The following is a 15723-nucleotide window of genomic DNA, read 5'->3' as shown; positions in this document are numbered from 1 at the left end:
AGGGTTTATTTTCAGGTGTTTCATCGGGGTGCAGTAATGTATCCCGATGTTTTTTAGTGGATACTCAATAAAAGCATGCCAGGGTGCCTCAGCGCCTTACTCCCTGATAATTTTGTATATTGGCATTATGAAAAAGATCATTATTAACAGCGTTCTTGCCTGCCTTATTGGAACAATTATTTCTGTGAGCAGTTTTGCTCAAGCTAAAAAGCCGATTCTCAATCATATTGCTTTATCGGTATCCAATCTCGCCAAAAGCACTGCTTTCTATAGCAAGATCATACAACTCGATACTATTCCAGAACCATTTCATGATGGCAAGCATACGTGGTTCAGTATTGCTGAACGCAGTCATCTTCATCTTATAGAATATAGTGACCCCATTATTGTGCCCAAGAAAGGCACTCACTTATGCTTCAGTGTTGCTTCTATTGAAGAAGTCATCCAACGATTGGAAAAGAATAATATCCCCTATTCCAACTGGCAGGGTGATAACAAATCGGTGACCACTCGGGTAGATGGTGTAAAACAGCTTTACCTGCAGGACCCTGACGGGTATTGGATCGAGATCAATAATGATAAGTAAAAACCTCTATACGAAGGTGGTTGTAACGGCAACAAACAGGGGGAAATTCTTGATCTAAGACAAAAAATGAAGCGTCCGAAAGAGGCTGCTCTAAAAAACCGTAATACTACGGAGTGTTGCGCGGTATGATGCCGGTAAATTGGATTACGATTATGTTTAAGTAACCCAAGCTTTACTGACCTATGACCGCCAAACTTTATCCTTTCGAGAACAAATCCATCAAAGACATCCGGAATGAGGTATGGAAAGACATTCCCGGCTTTGAAGGTATTTACCAGGCCTCCAGTTACGGCCGTATCAAATCATTGGACCGCACTATTATTCATGCCCGCCTCGGACAGCAATTTGTTGCCGGACGCATCCTTAGCCAGTCCATAGCTGAAAACAACAATATAAAAACCGGTGAGCCTATGATCGATCTGCGGGTTTCACTGAGTATGGATGGTGTTCAGCATTACTTCAATACGCGCCGCCTGATCTACATGACATTTGTCAATAAAAAGATCAACTATCAGAAGGACGGCCTGTATGTGATCAATAAGGATGGGAACGGGTATAATAATAAGGTGGCCAACCTTCAACTGGCTACCAAAAGTGAAAAGCAAAAGCGGGTTTTTACGCGCAACCGCCAGGACAGCTATCTCAAAATAGCCGACCGCTCCAAATGGCCCAAGACTTATGGCGGCTATACCCGGCGCAAACCTATCAAGCAGTACCACCGGGGCAAACTCGTTGCCAAGTATGAAAGTGTAAGTGAAGCCTCCCGCCAAACCGGTATCGGAGAAAAGGAGATCATACAGGTGGCGAAAGGCATCTACTCACAATGGAATGGGTACAAGTGGAAATATGTAAATCCTTAGTTATTACTTCATCAGGTCTTCCCAGCGATAATAATGGAATGTTTTGTCAGTGCTCATGGCTACAAACAGTCCTTTGGGGAATGTAGCATTCAGGGGCGTGGCCACTACGTCTGATCCATCGCTTTCAAGCGTGGACAGGTGTACCGACTTTAACAATACGTGATCGTGGGGATTGCCTTTGCTGCCTTCGCGTGAAAAGATATGGAAGTAGTTGGTTTGCTGGTCTGACACCAGTATGTAACCTGTACTATCTGTGACCGGGTAAATGGAAATACCTTCATGGTCTTGCCGGAATCCTTTTCTTCCAAAAACGCCTAGTTCTTCATTTCCCTTTTCCGGACTTGCATAATACTTCCGCACGCCATAGGCTTCATCGGAATAGTATACATATCCCAATGCATCATCTACTGCAATGGCTTCGATCTCTTTCTTACCGCTGAACTTACCAAACTTGCGCACCAATGTTCCTTTCACAATGCCTTGGCCATTGTCTTCCAACAGGTATTGCCACAGGTATTCACCATGTTTAGGGCCAGTCTTCCTCCCTACTATTGCATACATTTTACCAGCGGGATCTTTATACAAAGCTATTCCCATTAAATCTCTGTACTCTGTGCCCGTTTCTCCTACAAACACCTCGATGCCACCTCCATCAACGGGTTTCATATCGGGCAGTGAAAAGATGCGCAGTTTGTGTGTGAAGCGTTCTGTTACCACTGCAATATCTGTTGGCTTTCCTTGCAGGCTGAGGCCGTATTCAATGTCGACATTGTTGGGCCGTTGCAGGTTGCGCACGACTTTGTCCTGCACTATTTTTCCCTGCAGATCGAATACGTAGAGGGCGCCGTCCTGGTCTTTGTCTGTGCCCAACACAAGGCTGGCAGCAGGATTGGCCCGGTTGACCCAAATGGCAGGATCATCGGTATCATGACGCACCGTATCGGTGATGATGACCGGCTTGATAATATCAGCGGTGTTTTTTCCATTGAGGGCCGCCGTTGGCCGGCAAGCCGCATACACTATAAACAGTACTATAACTATTATCGCAGTAGCATTTCGCATGTGTGTAATTAATTGCTTTAGTATTATTTTTCAAGGGTAAGTGTGATGGCGTCGGTTTCGTCATCATCAAATTCGCCTTCCAGTTCGATCGTGAGTTTACCGCCAACGATCTTGAAAGAACCGGCATATACAAATTCCCTGAAGGAGCCATTGTCAATTTCCAGCGTTTCACCAAATTCAATGTCGCCTTCCAACTCATCGTCTGTGAGGTCTTCAATCTCTGCTTCTATCTCTATTACCTTGTTTTCTGTTTTGGGAGTGCCGCAATCATCGATCACCTCTGTTTCTTTCAGCACTACAATTGCTTTTACTTCCTCGAATTCAAATTCCAAAATGATCTCTTTCACATCGGCTGCTTTCAGGTCTTTGATATCTTCATTTATAAGACCGAAGAGCTGTTTGAAGCGAGCAAACTCGGTGGGGTTTGCCACATCCAGTTCCCATTCGCCGTAGATGCCTTCATCGTCCTGCACCTGGTAAGTAAACTCAGCTGTTTTATTTACCTGCACATTGCTGTTGTTGGCGCTGATGCCTGTAAGCTGGATGGTGAGCTCTCTTTTATCTGTATTGAATACATTGTCATCGAACAGGTCTTCATCTACTTCGAATTCGATTTCCACTTCTTCCACACCAGCAGGGAACGTAACAGTACCAGTGGCTGTATTTACGTCAAAGGTCATAGGTACGTCAATCCCTTCATCTGCAGAGGTAGTACAGTCGTCTATTTCATAGAAGGCTTCGGCATCTTTAATATAGTCAGACAGCTTTGAGAAGCCTTCAAAGTCTGTTACTTTGAAATTAACCGTCACCGCTGTTTTGAGGGGTTCTACTTTGCCTCCCAGTTCTTTACCGGAGGAGTCGACCCTATCGGCCAGGGTGATCTTAAAGCTAAATGCATCTTCATCTTCCAGGCCACCATCGCCTTCATCAGACAGTACTACTACCTGGGGGAATTGACTTGCTGACAAGGGTGTCAGCAGGTCGTCGTTTTCTTTATCGCAGGCTATTGTACTCAACAGGGCAGCCAGTACAGATAATTTTATCCATGACTTGTTCATAATGAGTTAAAAAGTTGAAAGGTTAATAAGTTGAAAAGGAGTTTACCAATCGAATTTTACACCGAAGCGGCCCCATTGCTGGTAGTATTCGCGCTGGATCAGTTGATCTTTTGTGGCCATGTATCTTTCGAATGGCTGGTTGGTAATGTTGAGGACCTCGGCAAACAGGCGCCAATGCCTGTTGAAGGCGTAGCCTGCACTGAAGTCAACCTGTACCCTGTCCTTTACGAAGATGTCTTCTTCTTTGGTGCCGCCAACTTCGCTGAGGTACTCACCATTGAAGTTGAAGGAAACGCGAGCGTTGAACTTCTTGCGCTCGAAGGCGAGTGACAGGTTGCCTACGTGCGTAGCTTGTCCGGGCAGGCGCAGCTTTTCCGTTGCGTTGGGATCTGCCGCATCTGCTGTACGGCTTTGGAGGGTAGCTGCCGAGTGTGCGTATGTGTAATTGAGGTATAAGCTAAAGTATTTCAGCGCACCGGGCAGGAAGCTGAGGTTGTTCTGGAAGGCTACTTCAAAGCCCGTTACATTGGCGGTGTTGCCATTCTGTGCCTGGATCACATCGATGCTGTTGATGTAAGGTGTTCCAGTCAAGGGATAGGGGCTGTTGAACAATACGCGGCGATAGATGAAGTCATTCAACCGTTTGTAGAAGAAGCCGCCAGACAATACGCCTACGTTGCCAAAGTAATGTTCACCCAACAGGTCGAGGTTGAAAGCGCTCACTGGCTTCAGGGCTGCGTTGCCCGCTGTAGCTACTTCATCTTCGCGGTTGATCTCCTGTGCAGGAATGATCTCGCTGAAGTTGGGCCTTGCATATGAGAAGGTAGCAGCTGCACGCAGGTTGGTAAAGCGGCTCAACTGGTAGCGCACGTTGGCCTGTGGTAGCAGGTAGTCGTAATTGCTGCTGCCAGATACCGGCACGATCTCCTGCAGGTCTCCTGCGCCGTCGATCACCACATCTTTGGAATTGTAACTAACTTTTGTTCTCTCATAACGTAAACCTGCCACTACAGTCAGTTTTTTAAATTGCTGCTTTGCCATCAGGTATGCGGCGATCACATCTTCTTTGGCATCGTAGGCTTCGAGCGCTTCGTCGATCGCTTTGTCTTCGAGTGATGCTTCAAATTCTGAAGGGTTTGCATTGAAGTAGCGGATGAAAGAGGTTACGTTCAGGGGCCTTCCCAGTGTATAGTTACCATCGAGGAATTTCTTCTTTATATTGTCTTCATCAAACTCATCGAGGGTGGGCACATCAGCAATGGCGCCATAGTAATCCTGGGTAATGGCATAGCTCTTATCCTTGCTGCGGAACTTGGCTCCTACTTTAATAAGGCCGTTGTTGTTGTTGAGTTTGTAGGGAATGCCCAGGTCGAACTTTGCTGTCAGGTTGCGGTCTTTGGCAAGTGTGTGTCCAAATCCTGCTTCGTCAAATTCGTAAGCGGCATTGTCTGTGTAACCATCAGCAATGATGGAGGGATATTTTGGATTGCCGTATGTGAGGGTGGAAGGAATACCGCCAATAAAAACTACTTCATTGTCGTAGGGTGTATTCTGACGGCCCATGGAATATTGTGCTTCATAGTTCAGGAAGAACTTGCTGAAGGTGTGTTTGGCGCCCAGGTTGATCGTGGTGATCGATTGGGCTTCAAAGCGGTCTTTGGTAGCTTTTTCAATCTCGTCATCTTCCGGAACGAACTTGGTAGCTCTTCTCCATTCGCGGTCGGTAAAGCGGCTGTACAAAGCACGTAAATAAACTTCATGGCGTGGGTTGAACTTGTAATCGAACGTTCCGCTCAATCCGAGGCGTGTGCGGGTAAGTTCATAATCGCGCAGCTCCACTTCATTGTCCTGTGGTGACCTTTCTACGTTGTCGGAGCCGAGATCGTTGTGGTAATAGCTGCTGTTGAGCATCACGCCGAACTTTTCCTGCTTACCCAAACGCTGTGCATATTGTAGTTGGCCTTGAATATTGCCACGACGCATCAGCTGGTTGTAACCTCCGGCTACGGAGGCGTTGATGCGTGGTACTTTGGATTGTGCCGTACGGGTGATCAGGTTTACTGAGCCGCCTACTGCATCACCATCCATATCGGGCGTCAGTGATTTACTTACTTCGATAGAAGCGAGCTGATCTGAAGGGATGGCGTCGAGCGCTACATAACGTACATCGGCTTCGGGGGAGGGTATCTGTTCGCCATTCACGCTCACGTTGGTGAACTGGGGCGCGAGGCCACGTACAAACACATAGCGGCCTTCGCCCTGGTCGCGCTCAATGTTTACGCCGGGCACACGCTGTAATGCCTCAGCCGCATTGGGATCGGGAAAACGGCCTATCTGGTCGGCCGCTACCACGTTCTTAATGTTATCGGCATTCTTTTGCTGGTTGAGTGCTTTGGCCTGGCCTTGCAGCAAGCCCATCACGACGACACTGCTTAAGCGGGAGTAAGTACTCGACAAGCCAATGTTCAGGGAACGGGTCTCACTACTCTTTATGTTTAAAGCGATCGTCGTATCGCGGTAGCCAAGGTAGCGGACAACCAACTGGCGGTCGCCGGGCCGGGCATACAGGAGGAACTCTCCGTTGACATCCGTAACGGTGGTATTATTAGCGCCCGACAAAGTGATGGTTGCCCCGGTGAGGACTTCCTTATTCACCGCGTCGGTGATCTTTCCTTTAATAATTGCCTGCTGTGCCCATGCTCCCATACTGAGGGTAAGGAGCATACAGCAGGTGATCCATTTAGTTAGCATAATTTGGTTTTTGTTCATGGCGCAAATTTGATCGCTGCACCTCGTGAACAGTAAAAACCGGCGTGAACAAAAGGGCTACAGGCATTTCTACAGCGTGAACAAAGGGGCAACAAAGCCGTTACAAAATGCAGTAAGCAATTTGTGTTCAATTAGTTGAGTAGCACAAAAACAGCCATTAAGTAATTGTTACGGGAATATTAAGGCAATGTTTTGTGGTTGTTTGTTACACCTCTTTGAGAACGACCTACTCTTCGACAGCGTAGTCTGGCCGCTTGAGCGGCCTGACTGGGTTGTTATAGTCCCTGAATAAATGCGGTGAGGGATTCGCCTTCGGCGAGGTTGAGTTTTTTGCGGAGTCGGTAGCGGGCGACGCGCAGGCTATCCTGGGAGATGCCGAGCAGGGTAGCCATGTCGCCTGAACTCAGGTTCATGCGCAGCAGGGCAACAAGGCGCAGTTCGGCAGGTGTAAGGTTGTCGGCGTGCTGTTTCAAGTTGGTGAAAAAGGTTTGGTGTACCTGGTCGAAGATGGCTCTGAAGTCGTCCCAGTAATTATCCTGGCTAAAGCTGAGACTGATCTTTTGTACCAGCTGGCGTAGTTGCTTTTTCTGGTCGCGCTTGTCATCTTCGGCAATCTCATGGAGTTTGCTGCGCAATTCTTCCAGCAGTTGGTTCTTTTGGATCAGGTGGAGGGTATGGGCTGATAGTTCTTTGCTGCGCACCTCCAGCTCTGTTTTCAGCTTTTCTTCTTCGAGGTGTTTGTTCCTGATCTCCGCCTGCATCAGGTCTTTGCCTTTTTCATAGATATCCTTGTTCTGCTCATTGAGTGCTTTTTCATTTCTGATCCTGAGGCGCTGACGACTGATGACCACGCTGCCCAGCACGATCAACAGCCCCACCACCAACGCAATGGCCACTATAATGATAATGTTTTGCCTTCGCTGAATCGTGAGCCGGGCCAGTTCGTTATTTTTCTTTTCCACTTCATATACCGTTTCCAGGAAAGCGATCTGCTGGTTGTTGGTGGCCGCATAGATGGTCTCTACCAGGCTCCGGGATAATTCATTGTACTGGTAGGCGCTGTCATATTTTTTCATCAGCTCAAAGCCTCTTGCCATATCGCGGTAGGCGCTGGCCAGCTGGTATTGGGTTTGGGTGTTGCGGGCCAATTGCAAAGCCTGCCGGGTGTATACCAGTCCTTCTTCGTAATGTCCCGTTTTGCGGTACACATCTCCGAGGTTGTTCAATATCTCTATCTGGGCAATGGCGTCATTGTTCTGCCGGTTGATGGCCAAGGCTTTCTCAAAGCAAAGGCGGGCAGAATCGAAGCGGGAATAGTCTTCAAGGATGCTGCCCATGTTCTCGAATATTTTGGCCATGCCCACACTGTCGCGCAGCTCATGGTAGAGGGCCAGGGCTTTTTGCTGGTATTGATAGGCCGTGTCGTACATCAACTTCTTTTCATACCAGTGTCCCATGTTGCCATAGGTAAGCGCCTGTCCTTTTTTGTCTCTACGGTCAATATTGATCTGCAGGGCTGCCGCAAACTGGTGGCCTGCCAGGTCAATCTGCTTGTTGGAATGATACACTGTACCCAGGTAGTTGAGGGTGGCGGCCAGCCTATCGGATTCATTCAGTGACCGGAAAAGTTTTTCCGCTTGCAGGAGGTGGTCGATGGATTGGGTGAAGTTGCTGTAATTATAGAATACGTGACCTATTTGTTGCAGGCAGATGGCTTCTACCAGCAGGTCGTTCTTTTCCCTGGCGGTGGACATCAGTTCTTTCAATATAATATAGGCTGAGTCGGGCTGACGCTTGGCCAGTAGTTCCGTTTGTTCTAAAGTGAACAGCCATTGTTTTTGTTGTGCCGTGGAAGTGCCGGTTAATAGTAGCAATAGTATACACAACAGCAGGGAGGGTGCACGCAGGGGAAGTATTGTAAACCGGTCATCAAACATAAGCCTCGAAAATTCGGCTGCTAAAGTAAGCTGCTACCGGGGTGTTTATAATTCCTTAACGCAAACTTAATAAAGGGCTCAAATCCGCTTGCATGAAGGATTAAAATATACGTGGACAAGGCCGGGGATTTTCGGTATATTAGGTCATGAGAAAATTCTACCAACACTGCACACTGCTGCTGTTATTCATGCTATTGTATCACCTGCCCGGTATTTCCCAAAATCAAATGACCTTAGCAGACCGCGAAGGCTCCAATCTTTCTCAATTTGAAAGGACGATCAGTGGCCGCCCGGTAATGGAGTTTGGCGCAGACATCAAGGGTACTGCATTTTACAGCAATGACTGGACTCCCGGCATCGTGCTGTTCCAGCAAGGTCAGGTCGCCAATGGTTTACCGCTGCGCTTCAATGTGTATAATAATAGGGTTTACTTCCAGCGGGAAGGGGCTCAACTGGAATTTACTGCCCCGGTGAAAGCTTTCTGGCTTGGTACAGATACCAACACGGCTGTTTTGTTCCGCAGCGGGTATACTCCCATCGATAAAAATACTACCGAGACATTTTATGAAGTGCTGGCTAAAGGTCCTGTGCAGCTACTGAAGCTAAGGCAAAAGGAGGTACGCGAGTTCTCTCCACTGAATGCACCTAAAGAAAAGCAGTTTGAAGATATAGAAACGTTGTATGTGTTTCTTCCTAATTACCGGATTGAAAGGATCAAGAAGAATAAGAATGATATTTTGAAGGCGCTGCCGGAACATGCTGAGGCTATTAATAAAATACTGGACTCCAGGAAACTCAATCTGAAGAATGAGGAGGGGTTGGTTGGGTTGTTTAATGAGTTGAATAAACTTTGAATGTGGGGTGCGGGCCAAAGGCCCGGGAATAGAGCTGCGAGGCTACAAGCCTCGCAGAGCACCTTTAATACGCTGTAGCCGGAGGCTACGGAATACCCTCACTCGCCAGAGGCGAGCGAGTGCGTTATTCGACCTACCCTGACGTTACGCTATTGTATCCAGGCGGCGTAGATGTTATTATTGTTGTAGCGGGATGGGGTTTCTCCGATCTTTTCGATTGTCGTGAATTTAAGTTCGTGGAATAGTTGTTTCAATTTTATAAAGCTCAATGGATAAGGTACCCATTGATTGGCTCTGTCTGTATCGTATTCTACAATGAGGAAAGCACCTCCTTCTTTCATTGTGTGCTTCATCTTATCAAGAAAGTTATGCTGGTCTTTTACGTAGTGTAAAGAATTGGCCATCAGTATGCCGTTCAGCGCCGGGAGTTGTAGCTCATCTTTTATAAAATCAGCTTTTATTGTTTTAAGGGATACCTCTGCTGCTGTTTTGATCTGTTGCAGATCGGATCTGCTTTTGTCGACTGCGTAGATCGTGCTTTGCTTTCCGATGAGGGTTGATAGTGCAGTGGTAAAAAGGCCTGTACCTGCGCCGAGATCGGCCCAGGATTGTGGTGTAGTGGCATCGAGGGATGGCGTACTGATGAGCTGGATTGCGTGATTAAGTTCCATACCACAAAGAAAACATATTCTGTTGTAAGTGCTTCCAGTACATTGACACAAGCGCCATTGCTTCGATAGCAGATTTCTCGCCCTGTAAGTTTCTGAAAGGGCAAAGATGTATGGCAGGGCTCGAAATGACAGAAGGGAGAGACGCGTTCGAAATGACAAAAAAGGGGCAAGGTGCGTTATTGTGTCATGGGGTGTTAACTTATCATTAAGCCGGGAATCCATGTTAGAATCTAACGTAAGCCGCTTTTAGACTGGAATACTTTTGAGCAAAATTCAACAGTATGATAGCTTCTAACCGGCTCAAACAGGGCTACAGGCTTCTATTTGCCCTATTTGTTTCCGCTTTTCTTTTCCGCCCTCTTTATTCGACCGCGCAGGGAACTGATGCCGCAGTACGTGGTATCGTTACTGCCGCTAACAAAAAACCAGTAGAAGGCGCTACTGTAATTCTTAAGAACTCTTCTACCGGTTTTCAGGCAACGACCGTTACTACCAAGGATGGTAAGTATTTTTTCCGGCAGCTGCCGCTTGGCTCTCCCTACTCCATCGAGGTATCGTATGTAGGGTATGCCAAAGAAATCAAAGAGAACTTTGCGCTGAACCTTGGCGATCAACTGATCGTCGACTTTGAACTGAAGGACAAAGCTACTTCCTTACAGGAAGTAGTGGTAAGGGGTAATACAGTGACCAGCCGTATCGACCGATATGGCGCCTCTACTGCTATCTCTGCCCGCATGATCCAACAGTTGCCTACGCAGAACAGGAACTTCAATAACCTGTCGGCGCTGGCTCCTACTACCAATGGTGGCAGTGTGAGTGGTCAGCTTCCTTCTTCTACCAACTATCAGATCGATGGTGTGAGTGCGCGTAACAACCTCACCAGTGGTGCTGTGGGTAGTGGCCCTTACTCTTTGTCTATGGAATCCATCCGTGAGTTTGAAGTGGTTACGAACGTATATGATGTTACCCAGGGCCGTTCCGGTGGTGGCACCATCAGTGCTGTAACTAAGTCAGGCACCAATACATTCTCCGGTAGTGTGTTTGATTATTTCCGTGCTGATTTCCTGGCCAGCCCGTATGATATCCGTGGCAACAAGAGAACGCAAGACTTTACTACGAACCAATATGGCTTCAGCCTCGGTGGTCCTATCATCAAGGACAAGCTGCATTTCTTTACAGCATTCGACAGACAAGATGAATCTCAACCTTTCTTTATTGCCGATATTCAGGATGATGACGACGCTAACTCTCTGCGCATCAGCAAAGCTGCATTGGATAACGTGATCGATATTGCACGTCGTAAATATGGCTTATCAAATAACAAGCAGGTTGGTGAGTTTGGCAGAAAGACTGTTGCCAATACTTTCTTCGGTCGTCTTGACTGGCAGCTTAGCAAAAGACATCGACTTACCTTACGTAATAACTACAGTGATTGGAAGAACCCTGTGAGCAACAGCGACAACAGTAATATCAACTTGTATGAAGTGTATGGTGATTTCAAGTCAAGGGAGAACAGCTTGTTGCTGTCACTGCGCAGCCAGTTCAACCGCGATGTGCTTAACGAATTGAAAGTACAGTATCAGGTAACTACGCGTAACTATGTACCTAATAGTGAACTCCCCGCTGCCAATATTCCCCGCGCCATTGTAACTGTACGTTCTCAATTGCCTAACGGAACAATGGGTAATACTACTGTTCAGTTGGGTGGTCAGCGCTTCAACCCAGAGGACAACCTGGAGAAGCAAATACAGTTGGTAAACACTACTTATATATCTAAGGGTAAATATAACTTCACTTTCGGAACGGATAATACGCTCACTTATCTGGATACTTATATTTCCAATGAACAGAATGGCCGTTTCATTTTTAACAGCGTTGAGGAATTCGACAACCTGAATCCTTCGCGCTATGCCCGTGAAGTGCCTATCAACGGAAAGCCTTCTGTGCAGCAGTGGGTATTGAACGCTGCTTTGTTTGGCCAGGTGCAGTTTGAGTTGCTGAAGGATGTAGATGCGGTGTTTGGCGTTCGCTACGATGTGACCAGCTACCTTACTAAAGGTGATTACAACGCTGTAGTAGATCAAGCGCTGGGATTACGCACTGACAACAATGCCAGCGACTGGAACAATATCCAACCTCGTATGCAACTGACCTGGGATGTGAATGGTAACAAGAAAGATATCATCCGTTTCGGCGCCGGTATCTTCTCTGCCAACCCCATCACTTACGCTCAGGTAAATAATATCCAAAACAGCGGTACCAAGGTAGCCGCCATCGACGTAACGCGTCCTTCTACCGGCACGAACCTGGTTCCTGTACCAAACTTCCCCGCTTACCGGAGAGACCCATCTACCGCCCCCGGTGTGATTGCCGGTGCTCCCACCGTATCCACGATCAACCTGAACGACAAAGACCTGGAAGTGCCCAGCATTTTCAAAGCGAATATCAGCTACAACAAGATATTCGGCAATCGTTTCCGCCTTGGTTTCAATGTGCAGTATAGCTACACCTGGGACAACTATGTGTATCTCGACCGCAACCTGGTTGACCAGCCTTACTTCACGCTGGCGAATGAAAATGGTCGTGGCGTATTTGTTCCTGCCAACACGATCACTACTGCAGGTATCACCGACAACGTGAAAGGCAGAAAGACCCAACTGGTAGGCCGCACACTGGAATTTACCAATGGCGCCAAGATCAGACAGCTGGCTGCTTTCATCGATGGTGAATATCGCTACTGGCGCGATGGTTATATCAACTTCAGCTATACGCACAATGTTACCAAGGACAACACTTCTTATAATGGTAACGTGGCCAACACTTCTACTTTCCGCCCTGTAAAGAGTGATCCGCGGAGCCTGAGCGAGATGGACTTCTCTGATAATCAGTTCCGTCATAAGGTTGTTATTTACGGTGCTACGCCTACTTTCAAAGGTTTCTCTCTGAGTGGCCGTTTCACCGGTATTGCTGGCACGCGTTATTCTTTAACTGTGGATGCTGACATCAACGGTGACTTTGTGGGTGGCCCCGGTAACGACAATGACCTGGCTTTTGTATTCAATCCTAACGACGCCAAAACTGCCCAGGCAATCCGCGAGTCGATGCTGAAGGTGCTGGCTAACCCCAACAACCGTGCAAAGAAGCATATCGAGGAATCGCTTGGCACTATTGCTGCCAGAAATGGCGGAGAGAATCCTTTCTCCGGAACTATCGATGTACGGTTGTCTAAAGATTTCAAACTGTACAAAACGCATAAGTTGAGCTTAAGTGTGGACGTATTCAACTTTGCCAACCTGCTGAACAAGGGTTGGGGTGGAAACTATAATCTTGGCGCTCAAACCCTGCTGACAGTAAGTGGTTTCAACCAAACTACGAAAGAGTATCAGTATCGTGTGAATGAGAATGTGGGTACTACTACCAGAAGCGGAACGCCTTACCAGGTGCAGCTTGGAGCGCGGTATAGCTTTTAAGAGGGTTGTTAAATACATAAATGGTATAATGTGTAAAAGTGCTCCTGCGTGCAGGGGCACTTTTCATATTCCGGTAACATTGCCGGCGTATTTTCGTTAATGAATTGTTACCTGCATGATACATCCCCGCGATAATGGTTTGTATGCTTATTTGCTCGCAAAGCATGACAGCCGCATCAAGCAGCATATTCTTGTCAAGAAGTATAAGAAGGGACAATATATCTACGCTCCTCCTACCCGCATGAATTATATCTGTGAAGTTGTTTCCGGCGCCGTAAAGCTGGGGTGTTTCTCCGACAAAGAGGATGTGATCCATGAGATCATGGTACCTGGTGAATTCTTTGGCAACTTCCGGTACCTGCCCGGCAAATTGTTTGCAGAGCACAGCCGGGCTATGGTGACCAGTGAAATCCGGTTGTATGAGATCGACTTTTTCAAAGATGTGGTAAACAGGGACCCTGTTACTTCCGACTGGTTTATGGCCCAGCTCACCTCGCGGTGGTGGAAAACAGAGAACCGGCTATTGGAGATCACTTCTTATGAGCCCCGCCTCCGCATACGCCGGCTGCATGAACAATTGTCCAGAACAGTCGTAGATGCTCATCAACATGCTTATTGTCTTAATGAATTGGTGACGTTCAAAGAAATGGCCGATCTCACCGGCACTACCCGCCAACTCGTAGCCCAGGAGTTAAAAACGCATGTGCTGCCTGAGAAAATAAGTAATGCGGTATAATGTTTAGTGTATCTTCTTTTTGAATAAGCCCCACAGTTGGTCGTGCCAGGAGATCAGGTTACCAATCAGGAAAGATTCTTTCAGGTTATTTTTTATACTGCTGCGCATAATGCGCACTACTACATCTTTTTCCACCTCCCCTACTTCTTTAACGCGGATCAGAAATTCCAGGGAAATAAATGCCAAGCCCGCTCCTATCAGGAAAAGAAAGTTCATATCGTGCAGGGATACGAGGTGTAGGACTTTATTCACCTTCGGTCCTGCGTAAGCTGCATTGATGGATAATGAACGATTTGCAAAATAGTCGGCCAGTATACCTCCAATCAATGGCGCTACGGAAGAAAAGATAGCTGTTATTATATTCTTGGTGGACAGGTAAACGATAGCATGTTCATTAGGCGCCAGCTTCAATCCAATGTTGGTAAGGGAGAGGTTGATGCCTGCTGTAGCAATGCCTGTGAAGATGTGAATGAATACCAATAGCGCAATATTGGTAGAGAAGCGGGAGTACATGCCTACGAAGCACCAGGCAATAATGCACAGGATATATACCGGTGCAGCAATGGCCAGGATCGTCTTATTGCTATATCTGTCAGAAAAGCGCCCCCACATGCGGATGGTGAAAATGCTACATAGCTGGCTTACCACCGTAAGTCCTATAACATAGGTCATGGACAGTCCGAGGTTTTTGAGCATGTATACCGTAAAGAATGGAATGGCAATGTTCAACGCAAATACCCATGATGAGTTGAATACGAGCAGGCGTCTGAAGTTGCTGTCTTTTAATGGTCGCTTAAAGAGTTGGAAAATATTTTCTCTTGCCAGGAATGATTGGGGTTCGGGCACCTTTGAGAGTATGCAAGCTCCTATAACTCCAATCGTACCTGCTACCATAAACATGACAGCGTAGGTGTTAAGCTCGTAAGCCGGGTAATGGTCTTTAACGTAATCGATGAGGAAGGCGAGGCAAAGGCTGAGCACGACATTGAGTGTTTGCATAAAACTGCTGCGTCGGGAAAAATAAGTACCCAACTGATTACCCGGCACGAGGTCTTTCATCCATGCATTCCAGCTTAGCCCTGCAATGGAAGCAAAGACGTTGTAGAAGAAAACAAAAAAGATCAGCAATTGAATGGAGCCTGATGAAAAGAATGATAATATTCCTACTCCTATGAGTGGTATGCGTGCTGTGAGGGCGCAAACTACACTGATAGCTCTTCTGTTATTATAACGTCGCACGAGCCAGATCGACAACAACTGAAAAATGTTGGTGAAAGTAGGCAGGGCTGCGAGTATACCGATCTGCAGGTTGGATGCGCCCAGCAGTAATGCCATGGCTACCAGAAAAGCGCCTGTAGTGAGCGTAGTCATTGCCTCCGTTGTCAATCCCTCGGTAACGACCAACCTCAGGCCGGTCTGCACTTCCTGCTCCGAAAGTGTTTTTTTCGGTCTTAAGTCCATAAGTTAAATTCCATTCAGCTTTGACTAAATTTCGACTACGACAATTATCGTTCTTCTTCAACTGTACATGATCGTACGAACTCAGTAACAATGTTCTGCGTCCTATCCGCCCTTTCATTGCAAATCGAATGCCTGCTTTTCACTGATGAGAACGGACAGGGGTTTCAACAAATTTATGCAATCGTATGTCTAAGGTGATTGTGTGTTGCTTGTTTTATTTACGCAGTAAGCTTTTTGTGTTATTCTATTTTTTGTTTTA

The 15723-nt window shown here is 47.0% G+C and carries 11 protein-coding genes; 5 read left to right on the top strand and 6 right to left on the bottom strand.

Translation table 11 applies throughout. The annotated features are described in order from the left end of the window. Positions 1-127 precede the first annotated feature (127 nt). Together AC5JBY_RS09610 and AC5JBY_RS09605 are read left to right on the top strand one after the other, a co-directional pair. Positions 128-586 carry a VOC family protein gene (locus AC5JBY_RS09610; RefSeq protein ID WP_495904361.1) on the top strand — a complete coding sequence of 153 codons (459 nt, stop codon included), beginning with the start codon at positions 128-130 and terminating at the stop codon, positions 584-586. A gap of 182 nt (positions 587-768) precedes the next feature. Beyond that, complete coding sequence (locus AC5JBY_RS09605; protein ID WP_495904360.1) at positions 769-1446, top strand: NUMOD4 domain-containing protein; 678 nt, start codon at positions 769-771, stop codon at positions 1444-1446. A 3-nt stretch (positions 1447-1449) separates the two neighbouring features. On the opposite strand, the gene AC5JBY_RS09600 is transcribed toward AC5JBY_RS09605, so the two are convergent. The 4 genes from AC5JBY_RS09600 to AC5JBY_RS09585 all read right to left on the bottom strand — a co-directional run bounded on the left by AC5JBY_RS09600 (position 1450) and on the right by AC5JBY_RS09585 (position 8272). Beyond that, positions 1450-2508 carry a phytase gene (locus tag AC5JBY_RS09600; protein WP_495904359.1) on the bottom strand — a complete coding sequence of 353 codons (1059 nt, stop codon included), beginning with the start codon at positions 2506-2508 and terminating at the stop codon, positions 1450-1452. A gap of 23 nt (positions 2509-2531) precedes the next feature. Next, positions 2532-3566 carry a hypothetical protein gene (locus AC5JBY_RS09595; protein WP_495904358.1) on the bottom strand — a complete coding sequence of 345 codons (1035 nt, stop codon included), beginning with the start codon at positions 3564-3566 and terminating at the stop codon, positions 2532-2534. A 42-nt stretch (positions 3567-3608) separates the two neighbouring features. Continuing rightward, entirely contained in the window at positions 3609-6317 is a 2709-nt protein-coding gene (locus AC5JBY_RS09590) for a TonB-dependent receptor (RefSeq protein ID WP_495904357.1), read from the bottom strand. A gap of 293 nt (positions 6318-6610) precedes the next feature. Continuing rightward, a complete protein-coding gene (locus AC5JBY_RS09585) occupies positions 6611-8272 on the bottom strand; it encodes a tetratricopeptide repeat protein (RefSeq protein WP_495904356.1) in 1662 nt (553 codons plus the stop codon). 146 nt (positions 8273-8418) lie between these two features. Between AC5JBY_RS09585 and AC5JBY_RS09580 the strand changes: the two genes are divergently transcribed. Then, on the top strand, positions 8419-9126 hold the full coding sequence (locus tag AC5JBY_RS09580; protein WP_495904355.1) for a hypothetical protein: 708 nt from the start codon (positions 8419-8421) through the stop codon (positions 9124-9126). Between the two features lie 149 nt (positions 9127-9275). Here AC5JBY_RS09580 and AC5JBY_RS09575 read toward each other — a convergent pair whose 3' ends face one another. Continuing rightward, positions 9276-9797 carry a class I SAM-dependent methyltransferase gene (locus AC5JBY_RS09575; protein WP_495904354.1) on the bottom strand — a complete coding sequence of 174 codons (522 nt, stop codon included), beginning with the start codon at positions 9795-9797 and terminating at the stop codon, positions 9276-9278. 281 nt (positions 9798-10078) lie between these two features. Here AC5JBY_RS09575 and AC5JBY_RS09570 point away from each other — a divergent pair, with 281 nt between their 5' ends. Then, positions 10079-13267 (top strand): TonB-dependent receptor, encoded by a 3189-nt coding sequence (locus AC5JBY_RS09570; RefSeq protein WP_495904353.1) that lies wholly within the window; start codon positions 10079-10081, stop codon positions 13265-13267. Between the two features lie 115 nt (positions 13268-13382). Further along, on the top strand, positions 13383-14003 hold the full coding sequence (locus AC5JBY_RS09565; RefSeq protein WP_495904352.1) for a Crp/Fnr family transcriptional regulator: 621 nt from the start codon (positions 13383-13385) through the stop codon (positions 14001-14003). A 3-nt stretch (positions 14004-14006) separates the two neighbouring features. Here AC5JBY_RS09565 and AC5JBY_RS09560 read toward each other — a convergent pair whose 3' ends face one another. Further along, positions 14007-15464: an MFS transporter gene (locus AC5JBY_RS09560; protein ID WP_495904351.1), complete on the bottom strand. Its 1458-nt coding sequence runs from the start codon at positions 15462-15464 to the stop codon at positions 14007-14009. Between the last annotated feature and the right edge of the window lie 259 nt (positions 15465-15723).

This window comes from Paraflavitalea sp. (genome assembly GCF_059502485.1).
Note: the sequence above shows the minus strand (reverse complement) of the source record. Positions and strands in the feature narration are given on the sequence as shown.

Coding starts and splice junctions, on each gene's coding strand:
- AC5JBY_RS09595 (WP_495904358.1), bottom strand. CDS start 3,566: ATGAACAAGTCATGGATAAAATTATCTGTACTGGCTGCCCTGTTGAGT.
- AC5JBY_RS09570 (WP_495904353.1), top strand. CDS start 10,079: ATGATAGCTTCTAACCGGCTCAAACAGGGCTACAGGCTTCTATTTGCC.
- AC5JBY_RS09590 (WP_495904357.1), bottom strand. CDS start 6,317: ATGCTAACTAAATGGATCACCTGCTGTATGCTCCTTACCCTCAGTATG.
- AC5JBY_RS09610 (WP_495904361.1), top strand. CDS start 128: ATGAAAAAGATCATTATTAACAGCGTTCTTGCCTGCCTTATTGGAACA.
- AC5JBY_RS09575 (WP_495904354.1), bottom strand. CDS start 9,797: ATGGAACTTAATCACGCAATCCAGCTCATCAGTACGCCATCCCTCGAT.
- AC5JBY_RS09560 (WP_495904351.1), bottom strand. CDS start 15,464: ATGGACTTAAGACCGAAAAAAACACTTTCGGAGCAGGAAGTGCAGACC.
- AC5JBY_RS09580 (WP_495904355.1), top strand. CDS start 8,419: ATGAGAAAATTCTACCAACACTGCACACTGCTGCTGTTATTCATGCTA.
- AC5JBY_RS09565 (WP_495904352.1), top strand. CDS start 13,383: ATGATACATCCCCGCGATAATGGTTTGTATGCTTATTTGCTCGCAAAG.
- AC5JBY_RS09585 (WP_495904356.1), bottom strand. CDS start 8,272: ATGTTTGATGACCGGTTTACAATACTTCCCCTGCGTGCACCCTCCCTG.
- AC5JBY_RS09600 (WP_495904359.1), bottom strand. CDS start 2,508: ATGCGAAATGCTACTGCGATAATAGTTATAGTACTGTTTATAGTGTAT.
- AC5JBY_RS09605 (WP_495904360.1), top strand. CDS start 769: ATGACCGCCAAACTTTATCCTTTCGAGAACAAATCCATCAAAGACATC.